This is a genomic window from Streptomyces sp. NPDC013187, from assembly GCF_042899705.1.
Lineage (GTDB): Bacteria > Actinomycetota > Actinomycetes > Streptomycetales > Streptomycetaceae > Streptomyces > Streptomyces hawaiiensis_A.
The window spans coordinates 1-16,575 of record NZ_JBIBAF010000031.1 but is presented as its reverse complement, the minus strand read 5'-3'; the positions used below and the strand labels follow the sequence as shown (position 1 = coordinate 16,575).

19 protein-coding genes are annotated in these 16,575 nt (G+C 70.9%); 18 read left to right on the top strand and 1 reads right to left on the bottom strand.

Annotation, left to right across the window (positions count from 1 at the left end):
- Positions 1-64 precede the first annotated feature (64 nt).
- From ACFY5B_RS38655 to ACFY5B_RS38585, 15 genes are all read left to right on the top strand, one after another.
- On the top strand, positions 65-646 hold the full coding sequence (locus ACFY5B_RS38655) for a carboxymuconolactone decarboxylase family protein (protein ID WP_389979692.1): 582 nt from the start codon (positions 65-67) through the stop codon (positions 644-646).
- Positions 643-1,491: a fumarylacetoacetate hydrolase family protein gene (locus ACFY5B_RS38650; RefSeq protein ID WP_389979689.1), complete on the top strand. Its 849-nt coding sequence runs from the start codon at positions 643-645 to the stop codon at positions 1,489-1,491. Before ACFY5B_RS38655 ends, ACFY5B_RS38650 begins: the two co-directional genes overlap by 4 nt.
- A gap of 22 nt (positions 1,492-1,513) precedes the next feature.
- The gene (locus tag ACFY5B_RS38645; RefSeq protein ID WP_389979686.1) at positions 1,514-2,056 is read left to right on the top strand and encodes a MarR family winged helix-turn-helix transcriptional regulator; all 543 of its coding nucleotides are present in this window, start codon (positions 1,514-1,516) and stop codon (positions 2,054-2,056) included.
- A gap of 156 nt (positions 2,057-2,212) precedes the next feature.
- Positions 2,213-2,743 (top strand): cupin domain-containing protein, encoded by a 531-nt coding sequence (locus ACFY5B_RS38640; RefSeq protein ID WP_389979683.1) that lies wholly within the window; start codon positions 2,213-2,215, stop codon positions 2,741-2,743.
- Positions 2,740-3,939, top strand: a complete 1,200-nt coding sequence (locus tag ACFY5B_RS38635; RefSeq protein WP_389979680.1) for a cytochrome P450 — start codon at positions 2,740-2,742, stop codon at positions 3,937-3,939. Before ACFY5B_RS38640 ends, ACFY5B_RS38635 begins: the two co-directional genes overlap by 4 nt.
- Before the next feature lie 23 nt (positions 3,940-3,962).
- Complete coding sequence (locus ACFY5B_RS38630) at positions 3,963-4,286, top strand: 2Fe-2S iron-sulfur cluster-binding protein (RefSeq protein WP_389979677.1); 324 nt, start codon at positions 3,963-3,965, stop codon at positions 4,284-4,286.
- Positions 4,283-5,524: an NAD(P)/FAD-dependent oxidoreductase gene (locus tag ACFY5B_RS38625; protein ID WP_389979674.1), complete on the top strand. Its 1,242-nt coding sequence runs from the start codon at positions 4,283-4,285 to the stop codon at positions 5,522-5,524. Before ACFY5B_RS38630 ends, ACFY5B_RS38625 begins: the two co-directional genes overlap by 4 nt.
- Entirely contained in the window at positions 5,521-6,972 is a 1,452-nt protein-coding gene (locus tag ACFY5B_RS38620; protein ID WP_389979671.1) for a class I adenylate-forming enzyme family protein, read from the top strand. The genes ACFY5B_RS38625 and ACFY5B_RS38620 overlap by 4 nt, the downstream gene beginning before the upstream one ends.
- 113 nt (positions 6,973-7,085) lie before the next feature.
- Complete coding sequence (locus tag ACFY5B_RS38615; protein WP_389979668.1) at positions 7,086-8,204, top strand: alcohol dehydrogenase catalytic domain-containing protein; 1,119 nt, start codon at positions 7,086-7,088, stop codon at positions 8,202-8,204.
- Positions 8,205-8,296: 92 nt separating this feature from the next.
- Complete coding sequence (locus ACFY5B_RS38610; RefSeq protein WP_389979665.1) at positions 8,297-9,523, top strand: acyl-CoA dehydrogenase family protein; 1,227 nt, start codon at positions 8,297-8,299, stop codon at positions 9,521-9,523.
- The gene (locus ACFY5B_RS38605; protein ID WP_389979662.1) at positions 9,520-10,416 is read left to right on the top strand and encodes a 3-hydroxybutyryl-CoA dehydrogenase; all 897 of its coding nucleotides are present in this window, start codon (positions 9,520-9,522) and stop codon (positions 10,414-10,416) included. The genes ACFY5B_RS38610 and ACFY5B_RS38605 overlap by 4 nt, the downstream gene beginning before the upstream one ends.
- A 39-nt stretch (positions 10,417-10,455) precedes the next feature.
- Positions 10,456-11,541, top strand: coding sequence for an S-(hydroxymethyl)mycothiol dehydrogenase (locus ACFY5B_RS38600; protein WP_389979659.1), 1,086 nt, complete (start codon positions 10,456-10,458; stop codon positions 11,539-11,541).
- Positions 11,541-12,170 (top strand): MBL fold metallo-hydrolase, encoded by a 630-nt coding sequence (locus tag ACFY5B_RS38595; protein ID WP_389979656.1) that lies wholly within the window; start codon positions 11,541-11,543, stop codon positions 12,168-12,170. The genes ACFY5B_RS38600 and ACFY5B_RS38595 overlap by 1 nt, the downstream gene beginning before the upstream one ends.
- A gap of 28 nt (positions 12,171-12,198) precedes the next feature.
- On the top strand, positions 12,199-12,984 hold the full coding sequence (locus ACFY5B_RS38590; protein WP_389979653.1) for an electron transfer flavoprotein subunit beta/FixA family protein: 786 nt from the start codon (positions 12,199-12,201) through the stop codon (positions 12,982-12,984).
- 71 nt (positions 12,985-13,055) lie between these two features.
- Positions 13,056-14,018 carry an electron transfer flavoprotein subunit alpha/FixB family protein gene (locus ACFY5B_RS38585; protein WP_389979650.1) on the top strand — a complete coding sequence of 321 codons (963 nt, stop codon included), beginning with the start codon at positions 13,056-13,058 and terminating at the stop codon, positions 14,016-14,018.
- Between the two features lie 350 nt (positions 14,019-14,368).
- Here the strand turns inward: ACFY5B_RS38585 and ACFY5B_RS38580 are convergent, their stop codons facing one another.
- Positions 14,369-14,542 (bottom strand): hypothetical protein, encoded by a 174-nt coding sequence (locus ACFY5B_RS38580; protein WP_389979647.1) that lies wholly within the window; start codon positions 14,540-14,542, stop codon positions 14,369-14,371.
- On the opposite strand from ACFY5B_RS38580, the gene ACFY5B_RS38575 reads away from it, so the two are divergent.
- The 3 genes from ACFY5B_RS38575 to ACFY5B_RS38565 all read left to right on the top strand — a co-directional run bounded on the left by ACFY5B_RS38575 (position 14,505) and on the right by ACFY5B_RS38565 (position 16,154).
- Positions 14,505-14,828, top strand: coding sequence for an AMP-binding protein (locus ACFY5B_RS38575; RefSeq protein WP_389979759.1), 324 nt, complete (start codon positions 14,505-14,507; stop codon positions 14,826-14,828). The two genes, ACFY5B_RS38580 and ACFY5B_RS38575, sit on opposite strands and share 38 nt — an antisense overlap.
- A complete protein-coding gene (locus ACFY5B_RS38570; RefSeq protein ID WP_181361494.1) occupies positions 14,825-14,965 on the top strand; it encodes a hypothetical protein in 141 nt (46 codons plus the stop codon). The genes ACFY5B_RS38575 and ACFY5B_RS38570 overlap by 4 nt, the downstream gene beginning before the upstream one ends.
- 115 nt (positions 14,966-15,080) lie before the next feature.
- The gene (locus tag ACFY5B_RS38565; protein ID WP_389979643.1) at positions 15,081-16,154 is read left to right on the top strand and encodes a TauD/TfdA family dioxygenase; all 1,074 of its coding nucleotides are present in this window, start codon (positions 15,081-15,083) and stop codon (positions 16,152-16,154) included.
- The last annotated feature ends 421 nt before the right edge of the window (positions 16,155-16,575 follow it).

Here is a 16,575-nt window from a genome sequence, read left to right as displayed (position 1 = left end):
TAGACCCTTGACGGTCAAGGCTCTGACGAATACGTTGCTCGTCATCGAGCCGAGGAGGACTCCGATGCCGGAGAAGCCCCGCCTGCACCCCGTCGACGAGGCGGATCTGCAGGAGAAGACGCTGGCGTCGCTGGCGCCCTATCGCGACCAGGACGGCCGCATCTACACGATCTGGGCCACGCTGGCCCACCACGAGGACGCGCTGCGCCGCTACCTCGTCTTCAGCAACCACGTACTGGGCAAGAACACCCTGCCGCTGACGTCACGGGAGTTGATGATCCTGCGGATCGCCGCCCGGGCGCAGGCGGCGTACGAGTGGGACCAGCACGTGCGCATCGCCCGCCGCGCGGGTCTCGCCGACGAGACGATCCTGGCTGCCGCGACCGGCAGCCGGGACGGACTCGACGAGCTGGATCAGGTGCTGCTGACCGCCACCGACTCGCTCATCGACCACCAGGGCGTCGACGACGAGCTGTGGGGCCGGCTGACCGCCCACCTGAGCACCGAGCAGGTCATCGACGTCCTCTACACCGTCGGCCAGTACCTGACCATCGCCACCGTGATCAACACGCTCGGCGTCCAGACCGAGGGCGAGCTCGCCCTTCCCCTCCCCCGCCCCGCCGACCTGAAGGAAGTTGCCGCATGAAGCTCGCCAACCTCGCCGGCCGCCCCGTCGTCGTGCGCGACGACCGCGCCCTCGACATCGCGGACGCCAGCAAGGGAGCGATCGAACCGCGCCTGGAGGTCCTGTCCGACCTGTCGCTCCACGACGAGCTGCGCACGCTCGCCGAGCGGGCCGCGGAGGCGGACTGGAAGCCGTTCGAGCCCCGTGACCTGGGCCGCGTGTCCAAGCCCTACAAAGCCATCGGGGTCGCCCTGAACTACCGCGCGCACGCCGAGGAGTCCAATCTCCCCGTCCCGGACGAGCCGTCGGTGTTCGCCAAGTTCGCCTCGTCCGTGGTCGGCCCCTACGACGCCATCGTGGTCGAGCCGCAGTACGACAAGGTGGACTTCGAGGCCGAGCTCGTGGTGGTCATGGGCAAGGAGGGCAAGAACATCCCCGAGGCCGACGCCTGGTCCTACGTGGCGGGTGTGACCGCGGGGCAGGACGTCAGCGACCGCAAGGAGCAGTGGCGCAAGCCGATCAACCAGTTCACGCTGCCGAAGTCGTACGACACCTTCAGCCCCGTGGGTCCCTGCCTGGTGACCGTCGACGAGTTCGAGGACCCGGACGACATCGAGGTGGCCGGCTGGGTCGACGACCTGGAGGTGCAGCGGGGCCGCACCTCTGACCTCATCTTCAGCGTGCCGGAGCTGATCGCCTGGCTGTCGAAGCGGGTGACGTTCGAACCCGGTGACATGATCTTCACCGGCACCCCGGCCGGCTGCGGCGTCCGCCGCACGCCGCGGCTGTACCTGACCGACGGCAAGGTCCTGCGGACCGAGGTCACGGGCGTGGGCACTATGGTCAATCCGATCGTGGCCGGTTAGCCGAGGGGAAGGGCGGGAGATCGTGACCGACACCGTGCGCGAGACGGGGGACGCCGGCGCCGGCCGGACCCGGAAGTTCTCGGAGCTGCTGCGCCACCACCATCGCGAGGTGGGTACGACCGATCCCCGCGACCTCGACGCGATCGAGATGGTCACCGACCTGACCCGTCTCGAAGCGCGACTGACCAAGGACTTCGAGAAGCACGTCCACCGGCCGCTCGGCCTGACCTGGGCGGGCTTTCGCATCCTCAACGCCCTGTGGGTCTACGGCCCGCTTCCCCAGCAGGACATCAGCCGGTTCTCGGGATCCACCCGGGCCAGCATCTCCAGCGCCCTGGCGACCCTGGAGAGCCGCGGTCTGGTCTCCCGGGAGCGGGTCGAGACCGACCGCCGGCAGCTGACGGTCGAGCTCACCGACGAGGGCCGCGAGACCCTGCACAAGGCCATCGAAGCCCAGACCAGGCGCGAACGGGCCTGGACGGCCGTCCTGCGCGACGACCAGCTCAGCGAGCTGGTCCACCTGCTGCGCACCCTGGTCAACCAGGAGACACCGGCCGACGACTGAGCCACCGCCTCCCCCGCGCATGCGGTGCGGGGGGACGCACACCCTCGGAATAGTAAGAACTTTTACTGTCAAGGCTCTAACAAATATTCTCAAGCTGCTTTAACGTTCAGCCACCTCGTACGACGCCTTCTGCGTCGGTTCCTGAAGGAGAGAAGGATGGTCCGTCGTATCGTCACCGGTGTCAGCCCCAGTGGCAAGCCCGTGATCGTCAGTGACGGCGAGCCGCCGCGCACCCGTCAGTACACCCACACCCCCGGCTTCGCCCGGTCCCTCGTATGGAACACGGCCGCCCCCGCCGCCCCCTCGGCCGACCCCACCGGGTCACTGCAGTCCTTCGTACCGGGCCCCGGCGAGACGATCGCGCTGACCGTGACCTTCCCCCCGGGCAGCGTCTACGCCGACCCCGCCTGGGACCCCGCGGCAGCGGCCGCCGAGCAGCTGGAGGCCACCCCGGGTCTGGCCGAGCTCTTCGAGCCCGACAGCCCCGGCATGCACACCACGCCCACCGTGGACTACGGCGTCGTCCTGTCCGGCGAGATCGTCCTCGACCTCGACGGCGGCGAGACCGCGGTCCTCAAGCCCGGCGACATCGTCGTCCAGAACGCCACCCGGCACGCCTGGCGCAACCTCGGCACGGAGCCCGCCACGCTGTTCTTCGTCCTGATCGGCGCGGGCGGCACCCCATGAGCGCCCCGGCGACGGCGGCACCCGGCGCGCCCGTCGTCGAGCTCGACCTCGCCGAGCTGCGCCACGACCCCTACCCGGCTTACGCCGCACTGCGACGCAGCGCGCCGCTCGCCTGGGCCACGTCGGTCGGCCGCCACCTGCTCACCCGGTACGAGGACATCGTCCACGCCGAGAAGCTGCCCGAGGTGTTCAGCTCCCGCGAGGAGGGCTCGCTGCTGCTGCGCACCGTGGGCCCCAACCTGCTCCGCGAGGACGACCCCGCACACCGGCGGCTGCGCGCGGCGGCAGAGCCGCCCACCCGGCCCCGCCAGGTGCGTGACCTGTGGGCCGGCGCGTTCGAGAAGACCGCGCACGAGCTGCTCGACCGGATCGCCGGCCGCGGCGAGGCCGACCTCATAGCCGACTTCGCCGAACCGCTCGCCGCGGCCAACCTGGCCCTCGTCCTCGGTCTGCGCAGCGCCACGGCCGACGACATCGCCGACTGGTCGCGGGCGATGATGGCCGGCAACAGCAACTACGTCGACGACCCCGACATCTGGCTCCGGGCCGAGCAGGCCACCAGGGCCATCGAGGAAGCGGTCGCCGAGACCGCCGAGGCGGTCCGGCACGAGCCCGACGGCTCTGTGATCTCCTCCATGGTCCACGCGGCCGAGCCCGTGGAGCTCACCGAGATCCAGAACAACGTCAAGGTCATCATCGGCGGAGGCGTCAACGAGCCGCGCGACGTGTTCGGCGTGGGCGCCTGGGCACTGCTGCGCCGCCCCGACGTAAGGGACCGGGTCCTGGCTGACCCGGCACTGTGGAAGCGGGTCTTCGAGGAGAGCGCCCGCTGGATCTCGCCGATCGGCATGTACCCGCGCCAGCTCACCCAGGACTACGAGATCGCCGGTGTGACGCTGCCCGCCGGAAGCCGTGTGGCCCTGGTGATCGCCTCGGGGAACCGGGACGAGTCGGTCTTCGAGCGGGCCGACGAGTTCGACATCGACCGCCCCCACCGCCCGCACCTCGCCTTCGGCGGCGGCCCGCACTTCTGCATGGGCGCCTGGATCGCCCGCCACGAGGTCAGTGCCCTCGCCTGGCCCCTCGTGTTCAACCGCCTGAAGGGCCTCCGCCTCGTCGAGGGCGCGGAGGACCACCTGGAGGGCTGGGTGTTCCGGGGACTCACCTCGCTGCACGTCACCTGGCAAGCAGCCTGAGCCGCTCCCACCGGGAGGACTTCATGCCCACCGTCATCTTCCAGCTGCCCGACGGCAGCGAACGCAAGGTCACCGCCGCACCGGGGACCGTGCTCATGCAGGCGGCCGTCTCCCACGGCGTCGACGGCATCGTCGCCGAGTGCGGGGGCAACGCCTCCTGCGCCACCTGCCACGTCTACGTCGACGACCGGCACACCGAGCTGGTGGGACCGCCCAACGACGTGGAGGACGAGATGCTGGACTTCACCGCCGCCGAACGCCGGCCCAGCAGCCGGCTCAGCTGCCAGGTGCAGCTCTCCGACGCGCTCGACGGACTGGTCGTGCGCGTGCCCGAGGAGCAGGTATGACGTCCGCCGCGGGCGTGGTCGTCGTCGGCGGCGGACAGGCCGGGTTCAGCGTCGTCTCGACCCTGCGCAGCGCCGGATACGACGGCCCGGTCACCGTCCTCGCCGACGAGCACCACCTGCCCTACCAGCGGCCGCCCCTGTCCAAGAAGGCCCACACCGACCCCGACGGCATACACGTCGATCTGGTCCCCGAGTCCTTTTACCGCGAGCGGGACATCGACCTGCGTCTCGGCGACGGCGTGACCGCCATCGACACCGCCACCCGCACGGTCGTCACCGGTTCGGGCACGCGCGTCCCGTACGAGCACCTGGTCCTGGCGACCGGCGCCCGCAACCGCCGGCTCCCCGTCCCCGGGGCTTCACTGGACGGCGTCCACGCGCTGCGCTCCCTCGACGACGCCCTGGCGATCGGCCGGGCGCTGACGACGGCCCGGGACGTGGTCGTGATCGGCGGAGGGTTCATCGGGCTCGAACTCGCCCAGGTCGCCGCCGCCCGCGGGGCACGCGTGACCGTGGTCGAGCTGGCCGACCGGCTGCTGAGCCGGGCCGTCTCCCCACAGCTGCAGGAACACCTGCGGGAGCGGCACGAGAGCAGCGGAGTCCGCATCCTCACCGGGACGGGCGTCGAGGCCATCGAGGGCGCGGGCCGGGTCGAGCGGGTCGTCACGGACCGTGGCGTGCTCGCCGCCGACCTCGTCGTCTACGGCATCGGCGCCACCCCACGCGACGAGCTGGCCCGCGACGCGGGCCTGGCCGTGGACGACGGTGTGCTCGTGGACGAGCAGCTGCGCTCGGTGAGCGACCCGCGGATCTCCGCCGTCGGTGACTGCGCCCGCCATCCCCACCCGCACGCGGACGGACCGGTGCGGCTGGAGTCCGTGCAGAACGCCACCGATCAGGGAGCGCTGGTGGGCCGCCGTATCGCGGGCTCGCCGGCCCCGTACCGGAGCCTGCCGTGGTTCTGGAGCGACCAGGGCGACATCAAACTGCAGATCGCCGGGCTGCGGGCGAGCACCGACGAGGTACTCGTGGCCCAGGGTGACGCCCCGGAGCGACTGGCGGCGTACGCCTTCCGCGACGACCGGCTGGTCGCCGTGGAGACACTGAACTGGCCCGCCGAGCACCTGGCAGCCCGTCGGCTGCTGGAGCGACCGGTCCCTGTCCGCGCCGCTGACCTCGCGGGATCGACCCTCGGCGCGCTCGCCCGTGCCAGACGTGCCGCGGAGGTGAGGGCATGACGAACACCTTCGGCGCCCACCTCGCCACAGGCGCCGCCGAGACCGGATCCCGGACCGCCCTCGTCTTCGAGAACCGGAGCTGGACCTACGCCGAACTCGACCGCGCCGTACGCCGCACCGTCGCCCGTCTCGACAAGGCCGGGGTGTGCAGGGGCGACCGGGTGGTGATGCAGGGCGCGGCGCGGCCCGAGGCCCTGATCACGCTGTTCGCGGTGACGCGGATGGGGGCGGTGCTCGTGCCCCTGCACCCCCAGGTGACCGGCGGGGAGCTCACGGTCGTGTGCGAGGAGACCGGCCCCACGGCCGTGGTCGCCGACGAGAAGTTCCCGGCGGGCACGGGCCTGCGGCTGACCTGGGAGGAACTGCATCCCGAGGACGACGGGCCCGAGGCTCCCGCCTGCGACCCGCCGGCCGGTTCCGACGTCGCCGTCATCGCGTTCACCTCCGGTACGTCGGGCCGCCCCAAGGGCGTCGCACTGACCCACGACAACCTGCACTGGAGCATGCTCAACGGCCTCGCTGGGCTGCCCTTCGGGGAGGACGACACCGCACTCGTCTCCACACCCCTGGCCCATGTCGCCGTACTGGGCGGACTTCCGCAGTACACGTGGGCGCGACGCGGCACAGTGGTCCTGGCACCGCGCTTCGACCCGGACCTGTTCATCGACCTGGTCCGCGACCACCGGGTGACCTGCGCCTTCGCCGTACCGGCCATGTCCGCCCTGCTGGCCCGCCACCCCCGGTTCGCCGGCGGCGATCTGGACAGCCTGCGGTGGATCCTGTCCGGCGGATCACCGGCCCAGGCCGCCACCCGTGAGCAGTTCCGGGCCCGCGGGATCGGTGTGGTCAACTCGTACGGCCTGACGGAGACCGCGGCCGGGGTGACGTACTCCGCACCGGACGAGCCCGCCGCCTCCACCGGATCCCCGGTTCCACACGTCGAGCTGGCGGTCGTGGACGCGACCGGATCGCCCACCCCGGCCGGCAGGCCCGGTGAGATCTGGGTGCGCGGGCCGTCGGTGGCGGCCGAGTACTGGACCGCCGCCGGGCCGCTGCCCGTCACGGACGCCGAGGGCTGGTTCCACTCCGGAGACCGCGGACGCCTCGACGCCGAGGGCCGCCTGGAGGTCGTCGGCCGGGTCAAGGACACCATCATCACCGGCGGGGAGAACGTGGACCCCGCCGAGGTCGAAAACGCGCTGGCCGACCTGCCGGGCGTCGTCGAGGTCGCGGTGTCCGGGACGCCGGATCCGATCTGGGGCGAGGTCGTCACCGCCTTCCTGGTCTCCGATGCCGGGGAGCCCTCCCTGGACGACGTCCGCGCCCACCTCGACGGCCGACTGGCCCGGCACAAGTGGCCCCGCCGCGTGCGCGTCGTACCGGCACTGCCGCGCGGCGCCACAGGGAAGCTCCAGCGGCAGCGCCTCGCCATCCTGCTCGACGACTGACACCCGTCGGCCGACACCCCCACGCCCCTCCCAGCTCCCCCACACACCCCCGCCCGTGAGATGGGGGCCGGTGCCACCGGCGACATCTCCACACCCACACCCCAGGAGAAGCCATGAGTGCGACCATGCGAGCCGCGCGGATGCACCACGTCGGCGAGCCCATGAAGATCGAGGAACTCCCCGTTCCCGAGCCGGGTCCCGGCGACGTCCGCGTGGCCGTTCACGCCGTCAACATCGTCCCGAACCTCGCCAACATCCTGAACATGTGGACCACGTGGTTCCCGCACAGCCCTCTGCCGACCCTTCCGGCGATCTTCGGCCTGGACCCCGCGGGAGTGGTCGAGGCGGTCGGCGAGGGCGTCCAGGCGTTCAAGCCCGGCGACCGTGTCTACGTCAACCCGGGCCGCTCCTGCGGCTCGTGCCGCTCCTGCCGCAACGACGACTCGATCAACTGCGCCAGCTACGCCTTCGCCGGCTACTTCGGCTTCTCACCGACCGCGATCGACCTTCTGGACCGCTACCAGGGCGGCCTCGCCGAGTACATGCTGGCCCCCGCGTACTCCCTGGTGAAACTGCCCGACAACCTGTCCTTCGAGGCCGCCGCCCGCTTCGGCTACCTCGGCACCATGTACTCCGCCCTGCGCAAAGCCGGCGCCGCCCCGGGCAAGTCGGTCCTGATCAACGGCATCAGCGGCACCCTCGGCATCGGCGCAGCGCTCCTCGCTCCCGCCTTCGGCCTCACGCACGTCTACGGCACCGGCCGCGACAAGGGCCTGCTCGACCAGGTCGCGCAGCTCGGCGGTGGCCGACTGCGCCTGCACTCCCTCCACGACGGCCCGCTCGACGAGTGGATCCGCAAGGAGACCGACGGCTACGGCGTCGACATCTACATCGACGCGCTCGGCCCGGGCGCGCCGCACGAGACGTTCCTGGCCGGCATGCGCGCCATGGCGCGCGGCGGCATCGCGGTGAACATCGGGGCCGTCGCCGGTGACCTCCCCATCGACATCCACCGGATGATGGACCAGCAGCTGCGGCTGATCGGCTCGGCCTGGTTCACCTCCGGCGAGGGCCAGGCCATGGCCGACCTGGTGGAGGCCGGTGTGATCGACCTCAGCGCGCTGGAGCACCAGGTGTTCCCGCTGGAACAGGTCAACGAGGCCATCAGCGGCATCGCCGAGCGCAACGGCGGCTTCAGCAACTTCATCATCAGCCCGACAGCGAGCGCGTGAGCGCCGGCCTGACGACCGCTTCGTAGCCCGGGCCGCCGGTCCCTCCCCCGACCGGCGGCCTCCTCCCCCATACGACCTCTCCTGGAGACCTCATGCACGCACAGCAGTCCGGCCGTCCGGCCGACCCCCTCGACCTCGTGGAGCTCGACTCCCTGCTGACCCCTGACGAGCGCGCCGTCCGCGACACCGTCCGTACCTTCTGCGACCGGCGCGTGGAACCACATATCGCCGAGTGGTTCGAGCAGGGGGCGATCGAGGACATCCGCGGCCTGACCAAGGAACTCGGTGAGCTCGGCCTGCTGGGCATGCACCTGGAGGGCTACGGATGCGCGGGGATGAGCGCCGTCGACTACGGGCTGGCCTGCCTGGAACTCGAGGCGACCGACTCCGGTCTGCGCTCTCTGGTCTCGGTGCAGGGCTCGCTGGCCATGTTCGCGATCCACGCCTTCGGCTCGGAGGAGCAGAAGGAGGAGTGGCTGCCCCGCCTCGCCGCGGGCACCGCCATCGGCTGCTTCGGCCTCACCGAGCCCGACTCCGGCTCCGACCCAGGGAGCATGCGCACCTCGGCCCGCCGCGACGGTGGGGGCACCTCCCGCTCGAGCGAAGCCGAGAGTGGGGGAGACTGGATCCTCGACGGGCGCAAGATGTGGATCACCAACGGGTCGGTCGCCGACGTGGCGGTGGTCTGGGCCCGCACCGACGACGGGGTCCGCGGCTTCGTCGTCCCCACCGACACCCCCGGCTTCTCCGCTCCCGCGATCAAGCACAAGATGTCGCTGCGGGCATCGGTGACCAGCGAACTCGTCCTGGACTCCGTACGGTTGCCGTCCACAGCGGTCCTCCCTGGCGTACGGGGACTTCGCGGCCCGCTGTCCTGCCTCAACGAGGCCCGCTACGGCATCGCCTGGGGCGCGATGGGCGCCGCGCGCTCGGCCTTCCGGACCGCACTGGCGTACGCGAACGAGCGAGTCCAGTTCGACCGTCCGATCAGCTCGTTCCAGCTCACCCAGGCCAAGCTGACCGACATGGCGCTGGAGCTGGCCAAGGGAACCCTGCTCGCCTTCCACCTCGGCCGCACCAAGGACGACCGTGGCCTGCGGCCTGAGCAGGTCAGCTTCGGCAAGCTCAACAACACCCGCGCCGCCCTGGAGATCTGCCGCACCGCCCGCACGATCCTGGGCGCGAACGGCATCTCCCTGGAGTACCCGGTCATCCGGCACGCCAACAACCTCGAGTCGATCCTCACCTACGAGGGCACCGTGGAGATGCATACCCTCATGATCGGCCAGGCCCTGACCGGCCAGGCGGCCTTCCGGTGACCGACACCCGGCCGTCGGCACCGGACATCCGCCGGGTCGGCGTCGTCGGCTGCGGTCTGATGGGCGCGGGCATCGCCGAAGTCTGCGCCCGGGCGGCGCTGGACGTGGTGATCCACGAGGTGACCGAGGAGGCGGCGAAGGCGGGCCTGTCCCGGATCACCGCCTCTTTGGACCGCGGGGTCCGCCGCGGCAAGCTCACCGGTGAGGAACGCGACGCCGCGCTCGGCCGGCTGCGGGCCACCACCGATCTCGCGGACCTCGCCGACCGGGACGCGGTCGTGGAGGCGGCCACGGAGGACGAGGCGGTCAAGCTCGAACTCTTCACCACCCTGGACCGCGTCGTCGTACGGGAGGACGCGCTGCTGGCGTCGAACACCTCCTCGCTCCCCATCATGAAGCTGGCCACCGCCACCGCGCGGCCGCACCAGGTGATCGGAGTGCACTTCTTCAACCCGGTGCCGGTCCTGGACCTGGTGGAGCTCGTGCCCTCCTTGCTGACGAGCACGCGGACGCAGGCCCGGGCCGAGGAGTTCGCGACGCGGGTGCTGGGCAAGCGGGTGATTCGCTCTCAGGACCGGGCCGGCTTCGTGGTGAACGCCCTGCTGGTGCCCTACCTGCTCTCCGCGATCCGGATGCTCGAGTCGGGCTTTGCCTCCGCCGAGGACATCGACACGGGCATGGTCCTCGGCTGCGCCCACCCCATCGGGCCGCTCGGCCTCGCCGACCTGATCGGCCTGGACACCCTCACCGCGATCGCCGACGCGATGTACACGGAGTTCAAGGACCCCCAGCATGCCGCGCCGCCCCTGCTGCTGCGCATGGTGGAGGCGGGTCTGCTCGGCAGGAAGTCGGGGCGCGGCTTCCACGACCACGCGACGGCACCGGCCGTCTGATCACCGCAAGCCCTCGGAATCGGAGAGAGAAGAGCACACATGGCGCAGGAAGTTCGCGGTGTGATCGCACCCGGCAAGGACGAGCCGGTGCGGGTGGAGACGATCGTGGTGCCGGATCCGGGACCCGGGGAGGCTGTCGTACAGGTGCAGGCATGCGGGGTCTGTCACACCGATCTGCACTACAAGCAGGGCGGGATCAACGACGACTTCCCCTTCCTGCTCGGCCATGAGGCGGCCGGTGTCGTGGAGTCGGTGGGCGAGGGGGTGACCGATGTCGCGCCCGGCGACTTCGTGATCCTCAACTGGCGTGCCGTGTGCGGTAACTGCCGGGCCTGTCTGCGCGGTCGCCCCTGGTACTGCTTCAACACGCACAACGCGAAGCAGAAGATGAGGCTCACCGACGGCACCGAGCTCTCGCCCGCTCTGGGCATCGGCGCGTTCGCCGAGAAGACCCTGGTCGCCGCCGGGCAGTGCACCAAGGTCGACCCGTCGGTCTCCGCCGCGGTCGCGGGTCTGCTGGGCTGCGGGGTGATGGCCGGGATCGGCGCCGCGATCAACACGGGCAACGTCGGCCGGGGCGACACCGTCGCCGTCATCGGCTGCGGTGGTGTCGGTGACGCGGCGATCGCCGGGGCCCGCCTCGCGGGCGCGGCGCGGATCATCGCCGTGGACATCGACGACCGGAAGCTGGAGAAGGCCCGCACCATGGGCGCGACCCACACCGTCAACTCGAAGGACGCCGACCCGGTCGAGGCTATCCGTGAACTGACCGGCGGCTTCGGCGCCGACGTCGTCATCGAGGCGGTCGGCCGCCCGGAGACGTACCAGCAGGCCTTCTACGCCCGCGACCTCGCCGGCACCGTCGTCCTCGTCGGCGTGCCCACCCCCGAGATGAAGCTGGAGCTGCCGCTCCTCGACGTCTTCGGGCGCGGTGGCTCGCTCAAGTCGTCCTGGTACGGCGACTGCCTGCCCTCCCGGGACTTCCCCATGCTGATCGACCTGCATCTGCAAGGCCGCCTGGACCTGGAGGCGTTCGTGACCGAGACCATCCAACTCGACGAGGTGGAGAAGGCGTTCGAGCGCATGCACCACGGCGACGTCCTGCGCTCGGTGGTGGTGCTCTGATGGCCGCCCGCATCGAACGCCTCGTCACCTCAGGGCAGTTCAGTCTCGACGGCGGCACCTGGGACGTCGACAACAACGTCTGGATCATCGGCGACGACCACGAGGTCGTCGTCATCGACGCGGCCCACGACGCCGACGCCATCCTCGAGGCCGTGGGCGACCGCAGGCTGACCGCGATCGTCTGCACCCACGCCCACAACGACCACATCGACGCCGCCCCCGCCCTCGCCGAGCGCACCGGCGCCACCATCTGGCTGCACCCCGACGACCTGCCGCTGTGGAAGCAGACCCATCCGGACCGGGACCCCGACGCCCATCTGCGCGACGGCCAGGTCATCGAGGCCGCGGGAGCCGACCTCCAGGTGCTGCACACCCCCGGCCACGCGCCGGGCGCGGTCTGCCTCTACGACCCCGGTCTCGGCACCGTCTTCACCGGTGACACCCTCTTCCAGGGCGGCCCGGGCGCCACCGGCCGGTCCTTCTCCCACTTCCCGACGATCATCGACTCGATCCGCGAGCGGCTGCTGGCCCTGCCGCCCGAGACGAAGGTCCTCACCGGTCACGGCGAGCCCACCACCATCGGTGCCGAGGCCCCGCACCTTCAGGAATGGATCGACCGCGGCCACTGACGACGCAAGCACGCCACAAGGAGAAGTGATGGCTCTGAAAATTGTCGTCTGCATGAAGTACGTGCCCGACGCCACCGGCGACCGGCATTTCGCCGATGACCTGACCGTCGACCGGGACGACGTGGACGGTCTGCTCTCCGAGCTCGACGAGTACGCGGTCGAGCAGGCGCTGCAGATCTCCGAGAACGCCGACGACGTGGAGGTCACCGTCCTGACGGTGGGCCCCGAGGACGCCAAGGACGCGCTGCGCAAGGCGCTGTCCATGGGCGCCGACAAGGCCATCCATGTCGAGGACGACGACCTGCACGGCACCGACGCCATCGGCACCTCCCTGGTGCTGGCCAAGGCGATCGAGAAGGCCGGCTACGACCTGGTGATCTCCGGCATGGCCTCCACCGACGGCACCATGGGCGTCGTCCCGGCCCTGCTGGCCGAGCGCCTGGGCGTCCCGCAGATCACGCTGCTCTCCGAGGTCTCCCTCGAGGACGGCACCGTCAAGGGCCGCCGCGACGACGACGCCGCCTCGGAGCAGCTGGAGGCCTCCCTCCCGGCAGTGGTCTCGGTCACCGACCAGTCGGGCGAGGCGCGTTACCCCTCCTTCAAGGGCATCATGGCGGCGAAGAAGAAGCCGGTGGAGCCCTGGGACCTGTCCGACCTGGACCTGGAGGCCGAGCAGGTCGGCCTCGAGGGTGCCTGGACCACGGTCGACTCCGCCACGGAGCGTCCGGCCCGCACGGCCGGCACGATCGTCAAGGACGAGGGCGAGGGCGGCAAGCTGCTCGCCGAGTTCCTCGCGAGCCAGAAGTTCATCTAAGGGTTCTGGCCCGCCGAGGCTCAACCCCCCTTCCGCCCCTCAGACTTCGCAATCCGCAGGAGAGCATTCCCATGGCTGAAGTTCTCGTCTACGTCGACCACGTGGACGGTGCCGTCCGCAAGCCCACCCTGGAGCTGCTGACCCTGGCCCGCCGGATCGGCGAGCCCGTCACCGTCGCGCTCGGCAACGGCGCCGCCGACACCGCCGCCGCGCTCGCCGAGCACGGCGCCGTCAAGGTCCTCACTCACGACGCCTCCGAGTACGCCGACTACCTCGTCGTACCCAAGGTCGACGCCCTCCAGGCCGCCGTCGAGGCCGTCTCCCCGGCCGCCGTTCTCGTCCCGTCCTCCGCCGAGGGCAAGGAGATCGCCGCCCGTCTGGCGCTGCGTCTGGGCTCCGGCATCATCACCGACGCCGTCGACCTGGAGGCCGGCGACGAGGGCCCGGTGGCCACGCAGTCGGTGTTCGCCGCGTCCTTCACCACCAAGTCCCGTGTCTCCAAGGGCACCCCGGTCATCACCGTCAAGCCCAACAGCGCGGCCGTCGAGGCCGCCCCGGCCGCCGGTGCGGTCGAGGCCCTGAGCGTCTCCTTCTCCGCGCAGGCCACCGGCACCAAGGTCACCGGCCGCACCCCGCGCGAGTCGACCGGCCGCCCAGAGCTGACCGAGGCCGCGATCGTGGTCTCCGGCGGCCGCGGCGTCAACGGCGCCGAGAACTTCGCGATCATCGAGACCCTCGCCGACTCCCTCGGCGCGGCCGTCGGCGCCTCGCGGGCCGCGGTGGACGCCGGCTGGTACCCGCACACCAACCAGGTCGGCCAGACCGGCAAGTCCGTCTCGCCGCAGCTGTACATCGCCAACGGCATCTCGGGCGCGATCCAGCACCGCGCCGGTATGCAGACCTCGAAGACCATCGTCGCGATCAACAAGGACGCCGAGGCCCCGATCTTCGACCTCGTCGACTACGGCGTCGTCGGCGACCTCTTCGACGTCGTCCCGGCCCTGACCGAGGAGATCAAGACCCACAAGGGCTGATCCTGTACAGACCGACGGGCGGGGCCGCCCCCCTTCGGACTTCATGAATGCCGCCAGCAACGCCAGTGACCTCATGGTCCCCGGGAACTGACCCAACGAAGGCACCGGTGTCCCTCCACAGCCCGCAAACCGGCCGCACTCGGCGCCTTTGCCCATCAGGACCTGCGTCGAGCCCCTGGTCGAGGCACATCCGCACCCGAGCGCGACCTCAGCCACAACCCCCTCGTCCAGGCCACCATCCACCTCCTGAGCACGTCGGCGGCGCGACCGGGCCTGCCCGGGGCGGAGGTGGAGCGGTACACGGTCGGGGGGCCGTCTCGCAGTTCGACCTGTCCTTGGACATCAAGCGGTCAGACGATGGTTCGTACCGGGGGGTCCTGAACCACTGCCCCGATCTGTTCGACCGGCCCCGCATGGGCCTGCTGGCCGCCCAGTATCTGACGCTGCTCGGCGCCGCCGCCGCGGCCCCGGGGCGTCGCCTCGGCGATCTGCCGCTGTCCGGGGTGGCCGAACGGCGGCTTCATCTACACGTCCGGCTCGACGGGCGCGCCGAAGGGTGTAGCCGTCGAGCATCGCTCGCTGAACCACCTCGCCAGCACGCTGCATGCGACCTTCCTCGGCCACGACCCGTATCTCGTCGGGGCCGACAGCGTGCCGCCCTACGAGCCGACGGCGGCGATCAACCCGAGGGTCCCGCCGACGCCGGTGGGGTTTTCACTTTCGCATTGCGAGACGTCATCACGCCCGTTGACTACAAATCGGCCCTCCCCTATGGTGGAGGCACTTCTCGAAAGGACGGGACCAGCATGAAGACAGTCGCCCTGATCGGCGTTCTGCTCGTGTCGTGCGCTGGCCGCCGGACCTATGACGAGCCGCTCAGCTACTTCCCACCCAGGGAAGGACTGCGCCCCGGTACGGCCGCCGGCGAGCCTCAGACCCCGTTCTGAGTGTTCCGGGTGCCGTTCGTCGCCGAGCGACGAACGCCCGCCGCACCGAAACCTTCGTCGTCCGTCCGTCTTCGCCCACGGGCGTTTCACCGCGTTTTTCGAGGAGCGCATCACCATGACCATCTCTGTCGGCCTTCAGCCGATCTCCGGACCGTCCGCCTGGCGCGGCGACGCACTGTCGAGGTCCACCGAATGGATCTACACGCTCAGCGACGCCGAGCTCGCCGAGCTTGAGGCACTGGGACGGCGCTTCGCCGCCGAGGACCCCGACCTGCGCACCGTCACCGCCGCCGACTACCCGTTCGACGCCTGTCGCGCGCTCAACGACGAGTGCGCCGCCCAGATGGACGCCGGACGCGGCTTCGTCCTGGTGCGCGGCCTGCGCACCGAAGAGTACGGCGACGCCATGGCCGCTGCCATCTTCTTCATCATGGGCCTGCACCTCGGCCAGCCGATCGGGCAGAACCAGCGGGGGGACCTGCTCGACCACGTGATCGCCACGTCGAACAAGACGTTGTCCGACGAGGGGGCGCTGCCCTCTCGTGTACGGGACCGGCTGCCGTTCCACTCCGACAGCTCCGACGTCGTCGCGCTCATGTGCCTGCGCGGTGCCAAGGAAGGCGGAGCCTCCAGCCTGGTCAGCGGCACCACGATCTACAACGAGATGCTGCGCCTCAGGCCGGACCTCGCCCCCCGGCTCTTCGACACCTACCACTGGGACTGGCGGCGCCAGGACCCCGACTCCCCGGAACTGACGTACACCTCGCCGATCATCAGCTACGTCGACGGCGTCTTCAGCACCTACGCCGGCAGCTCGATGATCTTCAGTGCCCAGGAGTATCCCGGCGTCCCGCAACTGACGCCCGACCAGGTTGCGGCCATCACCCTCTTCGAGGAGATCTCGCAGGAGCCCGGCCTGCCGATCGACATGGACTTCCAGCCGGGGGACGTGCAGTGGCTGCTCAACTACGCCGCGCTGCACTCGCGCACCAGCTACGTCGACCACCCGGAGCCGGAACGTCGTCGGCACCTGCTGCGTCTGTGGCTCAAGCGGGACGTCGGCCGCCCGTTGGCCCCTCAGTTCGGCAAGCACGTCGTCGAAATGGGTGAGTCCGCGAAACCGCCGGTCCCCGGCGGCCGGTTCCGCATCGCCGACGCGGTCACCGTCAACGACGACTGGGGAGTGTGACCACGCCCTCTCAGGGTGACGTCAATCCGGATGATTCACGGCTGGGCGCAGCGCAGCGATTGACAGCGGTCTCCCGGCCGTGAGCGCCCAGTCGACGCAGCTCGCAGAACTCCCCACCGCCGCAGTCATGCCGACGCATGACTGCGGCAGCTGTCTGCCCGAACGAAGAAATCCGCCACACATGGCGGCGCCGAAGCAGGGCGCGCCTCCGGCCACCTGACCGGACCGGACGAGCCGCTGTCCCTCCACGCCCGTTGCCAGTGCGGACGCTGTTGCGCAAGGCCGCAACGCGACCCCAGAGCCGGAACCGGAGCCGGGGGGGCGGCCCGCGGGGCGGGGGGGGGGGGGGGGGCGCCCGGGGGGGGGGGCGGGGGGGGCGCGCGGGGGGGGCGGACGAAGACCGCCCGCCCGGGGGGCGGGG

Excerpts from the sequence above, each read along its gene's own strand:
- ACFY5B_RS38655 (WP_389979692.1), top strand. The coding sequence starts at position 65 with ATGCCGGAGAAGCCCCGCCTGCACCCCGTCGACGAGGCGGATCTGCAG.
- ACFY5B_RS38650 (WP_389979689.1), top strand. The coding sequence starts at position 643 with ATGAAGCTCGCCAACCTCGCCGGCCGCCCCGTCGTCGTGCGCGACGAC.
- ACFY5B_RS38640 (WP_389979683.1), top strand. The coding sequence starts at position 2,213 with ATGGTCCGTCGTATCGTCACCGGTGTCAGCCCCAGTGGCAAGCCCGTG.
- ACFY5B_RS38635 (WP_389979680.1), top strand. The coding sequence starts at position 2,740 with ATGAGCGCCCCGGCGACGGCGGCACCCGGCGCGCCCGTCGTCGAGCTC.
- ACFY5B_RS38630 (WP_389979677.1), top strand. The coding sequence starts at position 3,963 with ATGCCCACCGTCATCTTCCAGCTGCCCGACGGCAGCGAACGCAAGGTC.
- ACFY5B_RS38625 (WP_389979674.1), top strand. The coding sequence starts at position 4,283 with ATGACGTCCGCCGCGGGCGTGGTCGTCGTCGGCGGCGGACAGGCCGGG.
- ACFY5B_RS38620 (WP_389979671.1), top strand. The coding sequence starts at position 5,521 with ATGACGAACACCTTCGGCGCCCACCTCGCCACAGGCGCCGCCGAGACC.
- ACFY5B_RS38615 (WP_389979668.1), top strand. The coding sequence starts at position 7,086 with ATGAGTGCGACCATGCGAGCCGCGCGGATGCACCACGTCGGCGAGCCC.
- ACFY5B_RS38610 (WP_389979665.1), top strand. The coding sequence starts at position 8,297 with ATGCACGCACAGCAGTCCGGCCGTCCGGCCGACCCCCTCGACCTCGTG.
- ACFY5B_RS38600 (WP_389979659.1), top strand. The coding sequence starts at position 10,456 with ATGGCGCAGGAAGTTCGCGGTGTGATCGCACCCGGCAAGGACGAGCCG.
- ACFY5B_RS38595 (WP_389979656.1), top strand. The coding sequence starts at position 11,541 with ATGGCCGCCCGCATCGAACGCCTCGTCACCTCAGGGCAGTTCAGTCTC.
- ACFY5B_RS38590 (WP_389979653.1), top strand. The coding sequence starts at position 12,199 with ATGGCTCTGAAAATTGTCGTCTGCATGAAGTACGTGCCCGACGCCACC.
- ACFY5B_RS38585 (WP_389979650.1), top strand. The coding sequence starts at position 13,056 with ATGGCTGAAGTTCTCGTCTACGTCGACCACGTGGACGGTGCCGTCCGC.
- ACFY5B_RS38580 (WP_389979647.1), bottom strand. The coding sequence starts at position 14,542 with ATGAAGCCGCCGTTCGGCCACCCCGGACAGCGGCAGATCGCCGAGGCG.
- ACFY5B_RS38570 (WP_181361494.1), top strand. The coding sequence starts at position 14,825 with ATGAAGACAGTCGCCCTGATCGGCGTTCTGCTCGTGTCGTGCGCTGGC.
- ACFY5B_RS38565 (WP_389979643.1), top strand. The coding sequence starts at position 15,081 with ATGACCATCTCTGTCGGCCTTCAGCCGATCTCCGGACCGTCCGCCTGG.